The organism is Flavobacterium sp. OHVDL-2026-0007, assembly GCF_059882335.1.
Window position 1 is genome coordinate 3,339,069 of record NZ_CM187612.1, and the last position, 14,470, is coordinate 3,353,538.

11 protein-coding genes are annotated in these 14,470 nt (G+C 34.7%); 4 read left to right on the forward strand and 7 right to left on the reverse strand.

Going from position 1 to position 14,470, the window contains the following annotated elements; translation table 11 throughout:
- Positions 1-11: 11 nt before the first annotated feature.
- Positions 12-1,247 carry an NAD(P)/FAD-dependent oxidoreductase gene (locus AC51AA_RS13640; RefSeq protein WP_500702784.1) on the forward strand — a complete coding sequence of 412 codons (1,236 nt, stop codon included), beginning with the start codon at positions 12-14 and terminating at the stop codon, positions 1,245-1,247.
- Positions 1,248-1,321: 74 nt separating this feature from the next.
- Here the strand turns inward: AC51AA_RS13640 and AC51AA_RS13645 are convergent, their stop codons facing one another.
- The 6 genes from AC51AA_RS13645 to AC51AA_RS13670 all read right to left on the reverse strand — a co-directional run bounded on the left by AC51AA_RS13645 (position 1,322) and on the right by AC51AA_RS13670 (position 9,643).
- Positions 1,322-1,927, reverse strand: a complete 606-nt coding sequence (locus AC51AA_RS13645) for a hypothetical protein (RefSeq protein WP_500702785.1) — start codon at positions 1,925-1,927, stop codon at positions 1,322-1,324.
- A 108-nt stretch (positions 1,928-2,035) separates the two neighbouring features.
- On the reverse strand, positions 2,036-3,721 hold the full coding sequence (locus AC51AA_RS13650) for a sodium/sugar symporter (protein WP_500702786.1): 1,686 nt from the start codon (positions 3,719-3,721) through the stop codon (positions 2,036-2,038).
- A gap of 226 nt (positions 3,722-3,947) precedes the next feature.
- Entirely contained in the window at positions 3,948-5,000 is a 1,053-nt protein-coding gene (locus AC51AA_RS13655; protein WP_500702787.1) for a UDP-glucose--hexose-1-phosphate uridylyltransferase, read from the reverse strand.
- A 16-nt stretch (positions 5,001-5,016) separates the two neighbouring features.
- Positions 5,017-6,177: a galactokinase gene (gene galK, locus AC51AA_RS13660; protein ID WP_500702788.1), complete on the reverse strand. Its 1,161-nt coding sequence runs from the start codon at positions 6,175-6,177 to the stop codon at positions 5,017-5,019.
- Positions 6,177-8,519: a glycoside hydrolase family 2 protein gene (locus AC51AA_RS13665; protein WP_500702789.1), complete on the reverse strand. Its 2,343-nt coding sequence runs from the start codon at positions 8,517-8,519 to the stop codon at positions 6,177-6,179. Before AC51AA_RS13665 ends, galK begins: the two co-directional genes overlap by 1 nt.
- 65 nt (positions 8,520-8,584) lie before the next feature.
- Positions 8,585-9,643 (reverse strand): aldose epimerase family protein, encoded by a 1,059-nt coding sequence (locus AC51AA_RS13670; protein ID WP_500702790.1) that lies wholly within the window; start codon positions 9,641-9,643, stop codon positions 8,585-8,587.
- A 101-nt stretch (positions 9,644-9,744) separates the two neighbouring features.
- On the opposite strand from AC51AA_RS13670, the gene AC51AA_RS13675 reads away from it, so the two are divergent.
- On the forward strand, positions 9,745-10,743 hold the full coding sequence (locus AC51AA_RS13675) for a GntR family transcriptional regulator (RefSeq protein ID WP_500702791.1): 999 nt from the start codon (positions 9,745-9,747) through the stop codon (positions 10,741-10,743).
- An 87-nt stretch (positions 10,744-10,830) separates the two neighbouring features.
- Here the strand turns inward: AC51AA_RS13675 and AC51AA_RS13680 are convergent, their stop codons facing one another.
- Entirely contained in the window at positions 10,831-11,520 is a 690-nt protein-coding gene (locus AC51AA_RS13680) for an NUDIX hydrolase (protein ID WP_500702792.1), read from the reverse strand.
- Positions 11,521-12,073: 553 nt separating this feature from the next.
- Here AC51AA_RS13680 and AC51AA_RS13685 point away from each other — a divergent pair.
- Together AC51AA_RS13685 and AC51AA_RS13690 are read left to right on the forward strand one after the other, a co-directional pair.
- A complete protein-coding gene (locus AC51AA_RS13685; protein ID WP_500702793.1) occupies positions 12,074-13,765 on the forward strand; it encodes a ribulokinase in 1,692 nt (563 codons plus the stop codon).
- A complete protein-coding gene (locus AC51AA_RS13690) occupies positions 13,749-14,450 on the forward strand; it encodes an L-ribulose-5-phosphate 4-epimerase (RefSeq protein ID WP_500702794.1) in 702 nt (233 codons plus the stop codon). The genes AC51AA_RS13685 and AC51AA_RS13690 overlap by 17 nt, the downstream gene beginning before the upstream one ends.
- The last annotated feature ends 20 nt before the right edge of the window (positions 14,451-14,470 follow it).

Here is a 14,470-nt window from a genome sequence, read left to right on the forward strand (position 1 = left end):
ACATTACGATTATGATAAAGGAGTTTGTAGATGTTTTGATCATAGGCGCAGGACCTTCAGGATGCGTTTCAGCATCGTATCTGCATAAAAATGAGGTGAAGATAAAAGTCGTTGAAAAAACGATATTTCCGCGACTTGTAGTGGGCGAAAGTCTTATTCCAAGGGTGATGGATCATTTTGCTGAGGCAGAACTTTTAGAGTGTCTCGAGGCAATGAATTTTGAAAAAAAATTAGGAGCGCGTTTTATTCGAGGAGAAGAAATTTGCGTTTTTGATTTTAGTAAAAAATTTGGAGAAGGTTGGGATTGGACTTGGCAAGTGCCAAGAGCAGATTTTGACCATACGATGGCACAGGAAGTCATTAGAAAAGGGATTGATTTAGAATTTGAATCAGAAGTGGTAGCAGTGTCCTTTGAAGGGAAAAATTCTAAAACTATTGTAAAAGATAAGGATGGGAATTTAAAAGAGATTCATGCTAAATTTATCATCGATTCTAGTGGATATGGTAGGGTTTTACCAAGACTTTTAGATCTGGATACACCATCAAAGTTGGATCCACATTCTTCTATATTCACACATGTAAAAGATATTAATAGGCCAGAAGGTGAAGAGGGAACGCTAATTTCATTTGATATCTTAGAAACAGAAGTTTGGTTATGGGTGATCCCGTTTTCTAATGGAAATACAAGTTTAGGAGTTGTTGGTCCTACGAATTTCATCAATTCGCTTTCTGAAAATAAAGACAATGCTGAGGCTTTGAAAAATGCCATTCAGCTTTCAGATTATTATATCAAAAGATTTCAGGGAGCTGAATTTTTATTTGAACCCGTAAAATTGGAAAACTATTCGAGAGCTGTAAAAAGTATGTATGGAGATGGTTTTGCACTAACTGGAAATAGCTCAGAGTTCTTGGATCCTGTTTTTTCTTCAGGAGTAGCTTTTGCCACAGAATCGGGAATGTTGGCTGCCAAGTTGTATCTTAAGGAATCACAAGGCTTGGCTGTAGATTGGGAAGTAGAATTTGCACAATACATGAAAAGAGGTATTGCGGTCTTTACTACTTACGTGAAAGAATGGTACACCGGAAACTTGCAGACTTTGTTTTTTTACCAGCCAGAGAATCCTGATGTAAAAGAGAAGATATGTGCGGTTCTAGCAGGTTATGTCTGGAATGAAGAAAATCCTTTTGTGAAGAAACATGACAATGTGATTCGAAATATGGCGCATGTTTTGAATAATACAAAATAATACAAAACAGAAAAGCCCTAAGTAATAAAGTGCCCCCAAAATGTTAGACACAATTTGGGGGCATTTTTATGGGTTTATTTATAAGCTTTTTTTAGCATCATTTTCGAAAGTGATTTTGCCGTTTTGGCATATCCTTCTCCAATTCTGGATTCGTTATTGTAGTTGTTGCCCCATTGATCGCCAGGTGCATCTTCGCTGGTGATTTCTAACAATACTTTTGATTTGTCCGCTGTTTCGACAAATTTTAAATTAGTTGAAACTTTTGCTGGTTGTTTCATGATGCCGGCATCCCAACCTGGATAAATCCAAATGGTTTGTACAATTAACGTATAAGGAGTTGTAGCTCCTTCTTGAAAACTTACATTTTGGCCTCCTTTTGATAAAACAATATTTCCTATCTCCAGAAATTTGGGTGTCCATATTTGTTCTTTGGCCGCGATCCATCTTTTTTGCCAAATGTTTCCGTTTCCTTTTGCCTTCTTATCTAAATCGGCTCTGTGTTCTTCTACATATTGAGATTCAGGTTTTTTTTCTTTCATCATAGTAAAACTACTATAATCAAATTCGATATTAATTTCGGGTTGATCTTTTAAGAAGTCGAAATTTCCCTGAACGATATTCATGTCCTGAGAAAACGCCGCTCCAGAAATAAGAAATAATACAAATAATAGTTTTTTCATTTTTGGTTGATTTAGTTAAATTATTGGAAATCAAATGTAACTAAAATAAAAAAGAGGATGCATTGCATCCTCTTTTTCTTCAAAAAAATAATATAGTAAAAAGGGTTACTACCAGAATTTAACATATAGTGCTACAATAACTAGTAATGTAATAACGATTAAAACAGTAGTTTGTGGTTTTACTTTAAACATCTCAGAGTCTATTTCGAACGCTTTAGGATTTACTTTTGGTCCTGCAAAACTGATTACAATCATAGCTAACATCGTAAAGAAGAAAGATAGTCCCATACAAATATGGAATGGAATTTCATAAGCTCCTTTTCCGTTTGGATAAGCCGTATATAGCAAAGTATCGTGTCCGAATAACATTGGAGCGTATTCGTTGAATAATACAGACAATACAAATCCTAAAATTACACCTACTATAGCTGCAGTTCCAGTAGTTCTTTTCCAGAACATCCCAAGGAAGAACATAGCAAAAACTCCAGGACTAATAAAACCAGTGTATTTTTGGATATAAGTAAATCCTCCAACACCACCAATTCCTAGAATATCATTCCATGTAAATAAGACAGCTAAAAGCATAGCAGCAAAAACGGCAATTCTACCGATGTTTACTTGTTGTCTTTCACCAGCGTCTTTTTGAATGTATTTTTTATGAATGTCTAAAGTATAAATAGTAGAGATACTGTTTACTTTTCCAGCCAATGAAGCTACAATCGCAGCTGTCAATGCAGCTACAGATAATCCTTTTAATCCAGTTGGCAAGAAGGTCAATACTGCAGAATAAGCACCGTCTTTTCCTCCAACTAGTTGTGGTAAATGTCCGTTTTCATATAAAACGTAAGCAGCAATACCAGGTAACATTACGATTAATGGCATTAATAATTTTAACATACCTGCAAATAAAATACCGGTACGAGCTGTTTGCAAATCTGCACCTAATGCTCTTTGTGTGATGTATTGGTTACAACCCCAGTAGTTCAAGTTGATGATCCAGATACCAGCAAGGTAAGACATCAAACCTGGGAAAGTTAAGTATTTATCAATTTCAAGTTGAGATGAAGTAGCCGTTGGTTTAGGGATAATCATTTTGAAATGTTCTGGCGCTTCTCTCATTAAGACTTTAAAACCTGCAATAGCATTTTCGCCTACACCGAAATAGTGTCCCACTGTTGTAAGGGCGATATAAGAGGTTACCAAACCTCCGATGATCAAAACAGCTACCTGAATAACATCAGTATAAGCCACTACTTTCATTCCTCCAAGAGAAATCAATAAGGCGAATAAAGCCAATCCAACCATGATCACATGTAGGTATTCCCCACCAGCTAAACCATTAATGGCAACTGCTCCGAGATAAAGGATAGATGTTAAATTTACGAACACATATAAAAACAGCCAGAAAACAGCCATGATTAATGCCGTAGATTCGTTATAACGTGTTTTTAAGAACTGAGGCATAGTGTAGATCTTATTTTTAAGATATACAGGAATAAACCAAACCGCTACTATAATCAAGGCAATAGCAGCTAGCCATTCGTAAGCAGCAACCGCAATTCCTAAAAAGAAGCCTTCACCACTCATTCCAATGAATTGTTCAGCTGAGATATTGGATGCAATCAAGGATGCTCCAATGGCCCACCACGTTAAATTTCCTTCAGCTAAAAAGTAAGCTTTAGCATCATGTTCGTCTTTTTTACGTTTGCGGTAGATGGTATATCCGTAGGTGGATACGACGATGAAATAGATAATAAAAACCGCATAATCTGCGAAAGCGAGGTTCTGGTTCATTGTTAATAGTCTTTTAAAAATTAGTATGGGTTATTGTTTGTTTAATGTTGTTTAAAGTGTGATATGTGTTTTATTTTTGTTATTTTTTTATCAAAATAAGAAAGGAAGTCAAAAGTAGAATAAAATTCGATATTTACACTATTTATAAATGTGTTTTTTACATTTATAAATAGATTATTATGTTAAATTTTAAAAAGTTAAGTTTAACTCAGTTTTACTAGTTGATTTAGCTTTTGTTCTTATAATGTACGCCCGATTGTTGTCTTAAAGTTTCGGCACTTTTTTCAGGTGTAATATCTCTTTGCGATTCCCCTAACATTTCATAACCTACCATGAATTTTTTAACCGTAGCTGAGCGCAATAAAGGGGGATAAAAATGCATGTGGAAATGCCATTCTGGATGCTCAAGACCATCCGTTGGAGCCTGATGAATTCCAGAGGAATAGGGAAAAGAAGTATTAAATAAGTTATCGTATTTTATGGTTAATTCCTTTAAGATTGTGGCGTAGGATTTGGTTTCCTCTGTGGTTAAATCCGTGATTTTGCCAAAAGGTCTTTTACTAAGAATCATGGTTTCGAAAGGCCAAATTGCCCAAAATGGAACCAAGGCGACAAAGTCATTGTTCTCAATGACAATACGCTCTCCCGACTTTAATTCTGCCTGCAGATAATCTTCCAGTAGTGTTCTATTGTTTTTATCAAAATAGGCTTTTAAACTAGCTTGAGTTTTTTCAACTTGAGTAGGTAAAGAGGATTGCGCCCAAATTTGTCCATGTGGATGCGGATTGCTACAACCCATTACGCTTCCTTTATTTTCAAATATTTGAACGTGATTGATAAATTTAATATTTCCTAAATCCGTGTATTCTTTCTGCCAAGTTTTAATGATATTTTCGATACCAGCGATGTCCATTTCTGGCAATGTAAGATCATGTCTTGGTGAAAAACAAACTACTCTTGAAATGCCTTGTTCTGGTTTGGCCTTAAAAAAAGTATGTTTGATGTCTTCTTCGAAAATAATTTCATCTTGCTTCATTGCCGCAAAATCGTTTTCAAAAACAAAGCTATTTTTGTAATCAGGATTGGTCATGCCATTAGCACGAACATTACCAGGGCATAAATAACAAGTTTCGTCGTATTTTGGTAAAGCTTCAGTTGATATGGTTTCATTTTGTCCTTGCCATGGACGTTTTGCACGATGAGGTGATACTAAAACCCATTCATTTAATAATGGATTAAAACGTCTGTGCGGGTCTTCGTTAATGTCAAAATTTTTCATTATAGTTTTTATGGTATTAAAGTAATGTGGTTCCGTTTGAGATTTTTACGTCATAGAATTTTAATTCAATCCCAAATGTATCTAAATAGAGTTTTGAAAACTTACTCTTAACCTCATTTTCGTATCCTTTTTTAATTAAATTGATGGTACATCCACCAAAACCACCGCCCATAAGGCGAGATCCAATTATAGCATCGTCTTTTTTTGCTGTATCGACAAGCATGTCTAACTCAGCACAACTAACCGCATATTCTTGGGATAGGCCATCATGAGTTTCGAAAAGAAGTTGTCCTAAAAGTTCGATGTTTCCGTTGTCCAAAGCGATACAGGCTTGAATTACGCGCTTAATTTCTTTAACAACGTAATGCACTCTTTTGAAAACCGTCTCATTCATTTTATCTTGAATACTCAAGAGTTGTTCAGCAGTACAATCTCTAAAGCTTTTTATTTCTGGAAAATGATTTTTAATAATCGATAAACCTTCTTCACATTCCAGTCTTCTGTTATTGTATTCGGAGGTGAAAAGTGAATGTTTTACATTGCTATCAAATAAGATTAAAGAATAGTCCTTGAAATTGGCATCGTGATATTCAAATTCCAAAGTATTACAGTCTAATTTTATAACTTTATTTTCCAGACCGTGAACACTTGAAAACTGGTCCATAATACCGCAATTGATACCTACCCAATGTTCTGCTTTTTGTCCCAATAGCGCGATATCGACTTTTTCTATTGTTAAGTTAAAAAGTTCCTTGATGCCAAAAAGCATTCCGCATTCTAATGCAGCCGAAGAAGACAAGCCAGAACCAACAGGAATGTTACTGCTAAAAACACAATTGAAACCTTCAAACGAAAATCCGTTATCTTGCAATTGTTTGATCACGCCTCGAACATAATTGGTCCAGACAATGTCGCTTAATTGAATTTCCTGAGTTAAATCGATCTCAAACTCCTCATCTAAATCGATAGCAATTACTTTAGATTTAGTAGTATTGTTTTTCTCAAAAGCAAAACAAATTATTTTGTCGATAGCTGCTGGTAATACATATCCGTCATTGTAGTCAATATGTTCCCCAATAATATTAATTCTACCTGGAGAGAGTACAATTTTTTGTGGAGTCGATCCAAAAGACTTCTCAAAAAATGCTGTTGTGTTTTGTATTAAAATGTCATTCATTATTTTGTAATTAAAATTGTATTGTCCTGTAGTTTTTCAGAAGTTGCGTTTATAGTTATTTTCTTTTTTAGATTTTTTGTTTTAAGAATAATCGTTGCAATACCAGCCTCAGCTTTTATTGGATTCTGGCCAACAAGTTCAGCATTACTTTGGTTTAATGTGAAAGTGACTTCGTTCGTTGCAGTTGGAACGACAGTACCATTATGATCAATAATTTTGGCATAAACAAAAACCATATCAGGAAAATTAGGATTTATTTCTTTAGAAGAGGTGTCATAACTTAACTCAATTTTTGTCGCAATTAGTGGTGTTTGTACACTATTTGTCGCCACTTTTTGTCCGTTAATAAATCCTTCGGCACGTAATATTCCAGCTTTGAATTCATTCATTTTAAAAGTAAATGGCGCGTGTTCTAACTTATCATTATTGCTGTTTACTAGTGGTTTTTCTTTGCCCACTAAAACATCGTTTAAGTACAAGTAGACTTGGTCGCAATTACTATAAACCGTAATATCCAAAGGGGATTCAGTTGTCCAGAAATTGGCAATATAGACCATGGGGCCTGAGATTAAGTTTTGATTTAAAACGACATTTGCATTGCGTTGACTTTGATAAAAGTAATAGGCAAATTTTGGAATTCTGAAAATATCACTGATTCCTGAACTTTCTAAATCGGGGCTATAACCACGATTATAATCAAACATCAACCAATTTGCTTCACCAATGGTATGTTCTCCTTTTCGGTTTGAGTTGGAGGCTTCTTGAAAATTATAAGCTTGTTGTAATAATCGTTTTTCACCAGCAGCTCTTAATTGACGTGAGGTTCTTTCTTCTTCTTTTAAATTTGAAAATTCGCTTTGATTGAAACCTGCATTTTGTGCATAATATTCCCAATCGCCATATTCGGCAATGAAGATTTTGCGATTGTCTTTATTGTATTTTGTCCAGTAATCTGGTGCTTTTGCGTGTTGACGCGCAGGAATGAATAAATCGTAATTCTCATTATCAATCCAGCTTGCGCTATAATTATGATTGAAGGGCAATTCTTCTTTTAGTGTTTTAGCTGCTTCTTTCATAAATGCTTCGCTCATGTTTGTTTCATTTAATGAAGCTTCCCAAAAAATGATGCTAGGGTGATTACGATCTCTTCTTGCCATATCGCGAATGTCTTGATAGGCATTTTTCTGAAAAGTTTCGTTACCAAAAAATTGCCAACCGGTTAAACTATTCATGACCAAAATCCCTAATTCGTCGCAAGCATTCAAAAAGGCTTCGGCATGCGGATAATGTGACAATCGAACAAAATCAAAACCTGCATTTTTAATTTTAACTGCATCACGATACTGTGCTTCGTCAGAAATTGCATACCCTAAATAAGGATATTCCTGATGTTCGTTTGTTCCGGTGATGAATAATTTATCGTCATTTAAATAATATCCATCTGCTTTTAATTCGGATTTTCGGATTCCAATCTTTTCAGAATAAGAATCGATGATTTTTTTATCCGAAATGATTTGAACTTCTAATTGATATAAATTTGGAGTATGGATGGACCACAGCTTTGGGTTTACAACCGAAATTTTTTGCGTCAAAGTAAAATCTGAGTTTGATTTCACGGTAAATTTCTCCGATTTGAATTCTAGTTTTTCCCCTTTATTATTGGTTAAAATAAATTTTGCAGCAATATTTTTGTTAGTGGAGAGTTCATTTTTTAAATATACTTGCACCATTCCTGAGGCATTGGACTTGCTAATGTTTTCAAAGTTGACATAGATGCCTCCACTGGCTACTTTGTTTGCATTTACGGCATCTGTTATGTGTAATTTAGAAGTTGTAACTAGGTAGACATTTCTATAAATGCCACTGTAATAATTAAAGTCTAAATCTTTTAAAGGTTTGCCTGGTAAAAAATCTGAATTGTCTTCGTTGTTTACCTTTACCTTAATAGTATTCTCTTTCTTTGAATTTAAATAAGGTGTTAGATCAACTGTAAAAGGCAAATAACCGCCCTTGTGATTGGTTACTTTTTGATCGTTGATCCAGATATCAGCCTCTTGCATCACACCTTCAAAATATAAAAATATTTTTTGGTCTTTAGAATGATCAATTTTAAATTTTTTTTGATACCAGGAGGTTCCTTGAAACTGTTTGATAACGACTAAGTTTTCAATTTTATTACTGTGAGGAATTGTAACCTTCTGCCAATTTTTAAATCCAGTTTCGTCTCTTTTAAATTCCCAGTCTGCGCCAAAATTGATTTTTGTACGTGACTGAGCCTGACTTTTTCCAAAGGGAAAAGTCAACAGAAACAAGAACAATATGGATTTAAAGATTACTTTCATTTTTTTTGTTTTGGTTATTGCTAGTAAGGGTGACAAAGCAATATAAAGAGCACTGTTGTTTTTAGTTAAGAGGGTATAGACTGAAATTTATAAAGGGTTTTTTGACGATATACATCATCTTTTTTCAGTATTGCATTTGGAAAATCTTTCTGGTTAGGTGCATCTGGGAAATTTTGCGTTTCAAAACAAATTCCGCTTGTTGGATGATAGTTGGTGTTTTCTTTACCCATTAACTGGTTAAAACAATTTCCGCCCACATAAATATGAACACTCGGTTGATCTGTATAGACACTCATTTGCAGCTTGTTTTGTGCACTATATAATGTAGCCACAACTTCGGTTGTAGGTTTGATCACAAAAGAGTTATCAATGGATGAAGGACATTTTTTTATTGTTCTAAAATCAAAAGGATGATCGGCGAGATTTATGAAATTCCCTGTTGGAATGCCTTCAGCGGTAGTTTCTAATATACGATCAGAGTGAATCAATAGGTCTTGATCTAAAACAGTTGAGTCGTGACCGTTAAGGTTGAAATAGCTGTGATGCGTTAGATTTATTACAGTGTCTTCGGTAGAAGTAGCTTTGTATTCTAAGCTAAGTTCATTTTTTTCTGTTAAGGTATAGGTTAAATATACTTTTAATTCTCCAGGAAAATTTTCTTCTAAATGATCGCTTGTGAGACTCAGCGTTATGGAGGGATTATCCGCGGTGGTTACTTTGGTCACTTCCCAAGCTTTTTCTCCAAAGCCTTTATTTCCACCATGTAAGGTGTTGTCATTGTTGTTTTTATTTAATTCAAATTTTTGATCATTTAAATAAAAAAGACCTCCCTTTATTCTTCCGGCATAGCGGCCAACTGTGGTACCAAAATAAGGTGCACTAGGCAAGTTGTATGATTTTAGATAAGATTCTAGGTCATCGAACCCCAAGACTACATCGACGATTTGGCCGTCTGCTATTGGTACCTTAATACTTTTGATGGTGGCTCCGTATGAAAGCACTTCCACTTGCATACCATTTTTATTTTTTAAAATATGAGAGTACACCGCTTTGTTATCAGCAAGAGTCCCTGCCAATTGTAAGGTGTTTTCAGTAGGAGAATTTGTAGACGAGGTTGGTTTCATAAGGTTTTATTAAAAAGTAGAAGTCAAAAATATTAATATAAATGGATTAGACATACCAGTACCTACCAGTTTTTTGTATATTGCGAAAAAAATTGAAGTTTATGAATATAATCTCTATCCAAAATAATCTTGGTTTGCCTAAATACAAGCAGATCGTCCTTTCCATTGAGAAAGCCATAGAAGAAGGTAAATTAGGGAAAGGGGATAAACTTCCATCTGTTAATAAAGTTTGCTTGGCTTTTTCGTTATCTCGTGATACCGTTTTGCAAGGTTATGATGAACTCAAAAAAAGAGGAATTATTTATGCGATCCCAGGTAAAGGGTATTATGTTAAAAGTATTGCAGTTACTATTGAACAGAAGATATTCTTGTTGTTTGACGAGCTCAATATTTTTAAAGAAGACATTTATAATTCGTTTTTAAAGAATATTGGAAAAAACGTGCAAGTCGATATTTTCTTTCATCATTTTAATGTGCAAGTTTTTCAAAAATTAATAGATGACAGTAATGGAAATTATACCAAGTATATTATTATGCCAACAAATTTGGTGGGTATAGCCGATACCGTAAAAACCCTACCAGTAAACGAGGTCATTATATTAGATCAAACCAATCCAGAGTTAAAATCTTATCCAGCCATCTATCAAAATCACAAAAAAGATATTTTTGAAGGTTTGTATCAGGGAAAATCAAGATTAGGTAAATATGAAAAGTTGATTTTAATTTTTCCTGGATTTAGAGAGCCATTAGGTATGAAAATTGGCTTTGAGGCATTCTGTATGGATTATGGTTTTGCCTACGAAATCATCACCGAATTTACTGACAGAGAAATTACCACTGGTGATTTGTATGTTATCCCAAATGATAGAGATTTGGTACGAGTAATCGAAAATGCAAGAAATCAAAAATTTCGATTAGGGGTTGATTATGGAATCATTTCCTATAATGAAACACCCTTAAAAAAAGTGGTAGGTAATGGAATTACCACCATTTCTACGCATTTTGAAATGATGGGAAAAATTTTGGCAGAGATGGTCCTTAAAGGTAGTAAAGATCAAATTGAAAATAAATCAGCTTTAATTATGCGAAATTCTTTGTGATGTTTAGCTACCGGTTTTAATGTAGGAGGGGTAAGTTTTTTTGTGAACCAATTTCGATCTACAAAAAACCATCGGAAACAGTTGAAATTACAAATTCAATACAAAATCGTTAAGTAATTTTTCTTCATATTTTTCTTTATTGAAAGTGTACAAATAAGATCCTTTTCGGGATGATTGCATGTCTTTTTCTTCTAACTTATTTAGAATCTCTAAAGAATTTATTTTGCTGATAAAATTACGCTTGTCTAGTTCTTTGCTTAAAATAGCTTCATACAATTCTAATAATTGACGCATAGAAAACTTTTCAGGCAATAATTCAAATCCAATTGGTTGTATGGACGTTCTGTAGCGCAATCTTTTAATGGCGTGCTGCACCATTTCGTTGTGGTCAAAAATCAAATTTGGTGCATCGGCAATACTAAACCATTGAGCATGATAGTTCTTAATTAATTCTGCATTATGATTTTCGATATTGATTAAGGCATAATAAGAAACGGAGATAGTTCTTTCGACAGGGTCACGGTCAATTTCGCTATAGGCATACAGCTGCTCCATATAAATGTCGTTTAGCCCAGTGTACGTATTTAAAATCCTTATGGCTGCTTTATCTAATACTTCATCTCGTTTTAAGAAGCCACCAATTAAAGACCATTTTCCCTTCTCAGGTTCAAAGTCTCTTTTGATTAAAAGTATTTTTAGTCCTTGATGATCAAATCCGAAAATGATACAATCTACAGCTAATAAAACCTTATCTGCAGAGCTATAACTGTTTAGCATATTTAATATTTTATCGGTAAATATATAAAGTTCCTAATTCGTTTCATAATTTATTAATGTGTATTTTACACTTAATTACTATGTTCTTTTAAAGAGTGATGAAAAAGTGATCCTTGATTTGAAAATTACTAAAAGATATTCCTTTTTTCAATCGTTTTCGTGATCAAAATTAGTGGTTTTTCAGAACAAAAGGTTTACAGTGGTGTGAAAAGTTACTTTTTTGAACAAAGTGTAATTCAAATTCAAAGATAAAAATATAAAAGCTCTTTCGGTACTATAACCAAAAATTAGGTCATTAGAAAACGAATTTTAGGTAAATGAAAGTAAAGTTCAATAGGATTTGTGAGGCTACTGAGTTAGTGTTTTGGAGATTAAGTTGAAATAATCGCAACACTACAAGTGTAAAACTAACATTTATTTTTTGTTTTAAGGTTAAATGACTGTTTTTATGTGTTATTAGTAAAAAATACTATTGTTGTTTTTGTTAAGTGTTTTTTATACACTTATAAATTATTTATCTATATATTTGTCATTATCATAAAATGGATTTCTAATGAAAAATTACGTTATAGGATTAGATTACGGAACAGATTCTGTTCGCGCTATGTTAATAGATACTGAAAACGGGCAAGAACTAGCATCAAATGTTTCTCATTATAAAAGATGGAAGAATAAGCAGTTTTGTGATGCATCGAAAAATCAATTTCGTCAGCATCCTTTAGATCATATTGAAGGTTTGGAAATTACCATTCAAACCGTTGTAAAAGAAAGCAAGGTTGATCCTTCACAAGTGCGTGGGATTTGTATTGATACAACGGGGTCTTCTCCAGTTCCAGTAACCAAAGATGGAATTCCGTTGGCCTTGACAAAAGGTTTTGAGGAAAATCCCAATGCGATGATGGTATTATGGAAAGATCATACGGCCATAAATGAAGCAAACGAAATCAACGAGCTGGCTGTAAGTTGGGGCGGGGAAAACGTGACAAAGTATGTCGGTGGAATTTATTCATCAGAGTGGTTTTGGGCAAAAATCCTGCACATTGCCAGAGAAGATGAAGCTGTTCGAACTGCGGCGCATACTTGGATGGAGCACTGCGATTTAATGACCTACTTATTAATTGAAGATAAAGACATAAAATCATTTAAAAGAAGCCGTTGCGCTGCAGGTCATAAAGCCATGTGGCATGAAGACTGGAATGGTTTGCCGCCAGTTGAATTCTTAGAAAAATTACACCCGTATTTGGCAACACTACGCGGTAATTTATATGATGAAACCTATACATCTGATGTAGTTGCCGGAAAATTAAGCAAAGAATGGGCAGATCGTTTAGGACTTTCCACAGAGACAGTTGTAGCGGTTGGAACTTTCGATGCACATTCCGGAGCAGTTGGCGCAAAAATTGGAGAAAATACTTTAGTACGCGTTATGGGAACTTCAACCTGTGATATTTTAGTAGGCTCAAAAGAAGAAGTGGGATCTAAAACGGTTCGTGGTATTTGCGGCCAGGTTGACGGTTCTGTTCTTCCAGGTTATATTGGATTAGAAGCAGGACAATCTGCCTTCGGAGATTTATTGGCTTGGTATAAAGAATTATTACTCTGGCCAACAGATCATTTGTTAACGAATTCTACTGTTTTAAATGCGGCACAAAAAGAGCAATTAAAAGAAGAATTTAGTGACAAGTTAATTGTTGAATTGACCAAAGAGGCAGAGAAAATTGCGGTTTCAGATAGTCTTCCAATTGCTTTAGATTGGATCAATGGAAGAAGAACTCCCGATGCAAACCAAGAATTAAAAAGTGCAATTTCAAATTTATCTTTAGGAACAAAGGCACCACATATTTTTAAAGCTTTAGTAAATGCTATTTGTTTTGGAGCTAAGAAAATTGTAGATCGTTTTGAAGAAGAAGGGGTAAAAATTGATAGCGTGATCGGAATTGGGGGCGTTGCCAGAAAATCACCTTTTATCATGCAGACTTTAGCGAATGTTTTAAACAAGCCAATTAAAATTGCAGCTTCGGACCAAACTCCAGCTTTAGGAGCGGCGATTTATGCAGCGGTAGCAGCAGGAATTTATTCCAACGTAATTGAAGCAAGCCAAAAAATGGGAAGTGATTTTGATGGAGAATATTTTCCACAATTAGACAAGGTAGCAGCCTATCACAAACTCTTATTGGCTTACGATCAATTGAGTGCTTTCGAAGATCCAACTATTAAAAAAGCTCAATATGAATTCTCTTTATAAAGATTTAAAACAAGAATGTTACGAAGCCAATATGCAGTTAAATGCATTGAATTTGGTGGTTTATACTTTTGGGAATGTAAGTGCCGTTGATAGAAAGAGGGGGGTTTTTGCTATTAAGCCAAGCGGCGTTCCTTACGAAGCTTTAAAACCTGAAGATATTGTTATTGTCGATTTTGACAATACAATTATAGAAGGATCGATGCGTCCTTCTTCAGATACAAAAACGCATGCATACCTGTATAAGCACTGGCCAAATATTGGCGGTGTTGCACATACACATGCGACATATTCGGTTGCTTGGGCACAATCACAACAAGATATTCCGATTTTAGGAACTACACACGCAGATCATTTAACAGCTGACATTCCGTGTGCGCCCCCGATGGCAGATTCGCTTATTGAAGGTAACTACGAACACAATACCGGAATTCAGATTTTGGATTGTTTCAAAGAGAAGAATCTTTCATATGAAGAAGTAGAAATGATTCTGATCGGAAATCACGGGCCGTTTGCCTGGGGTAAAAACGCTGCCAAAGCAGTCTACAACAGCAAGGTTTTAGAAGTCGTAGCTGAAATGGCCTATTTGACTTTACAAATAAACCCCAGCGCACCAAGATTAAAGGATTCTTTAGTAAAAAAACATTACAACCGTAAACACGGAAAAGACTCCTATTACGGACAATAATTTAGATAAAAAATAAAAGA

Coding starts and splice junctions, on each gene's coding strand:
- AC51AA_RS13640 (WP_500702784.1), top strand. CDS start 12: ATGATAAAGGAGTTTGTAGATGTTTTGATCATAGGCGCAGGACCTTCA.
- AC51AA_RS13645 (WP_500702785.1), bottom strand. CDS start 1,927: ATGAAAAAACTATTATTTGTATTATTTCTTATTTCTGGAGCGGCGTTT.
- AC51AA_RS13650 (WP_500702786.1), bottom strand. CDS start 3,721: ATGAACCAGAACCTCGCTTTCGCAGATTATGCGGTTTTTATTATCTAT.
- AC51AA_RS13655 (WP_500702787.1), bottom strand. CDS start 5,000: ATGAAAAATTTTGACATTAACGAAGACCCGCACAGACGTTTTAATCCA.
- galK (WP_500702788.1), bottom strand. CDS start 6,177: ATGAATGACATTTTAATACAAAACACAACAGCATTTTTTGAGAAGTCT.
- AC51AA_RS13665 (WP_500702789.1), bottom strand. CDS start 8,519: ATGAAAGTAATCTTTAAATCCATATTGTTCTTGTTTCTGTTGACTTTT.
- AC51AA_RS13670 (WP_500702790.1), bottom strand. CDS start 9,643: ATGAAACCAACCTCGTCTACAAATTCTCCTACTGAAAACACCTTACAA.
- AC51AA_RS13675 (WP_500702791.1), top strand. CDS start 9,745: ATGAATATAATCTCTATCCAAAATAATCTTGGTTTGCCTAAATACAAG.
- AC51AA_RS13680 (WP_500702792.1), bottom strand. CDS start 11,520: ATGCTAAACAGTTATAGCTCTGCAGATAAGGTTTTATTAGCTGTAGAT.
- AC51AA_RS13685 (WP_500702793.1), top strand. CDS start 12,074: ATGAAAAATTACGTTATAGGATTAGATTACGGAACAGATTCTGTTCGC.
- AC51AA_RS13690 (WP_500702794.1), top strand. CDS start 13,749: ATGAATTCTCTTTATAAAGATTTAAAACAAGAATGTTACGAAGCCAAT.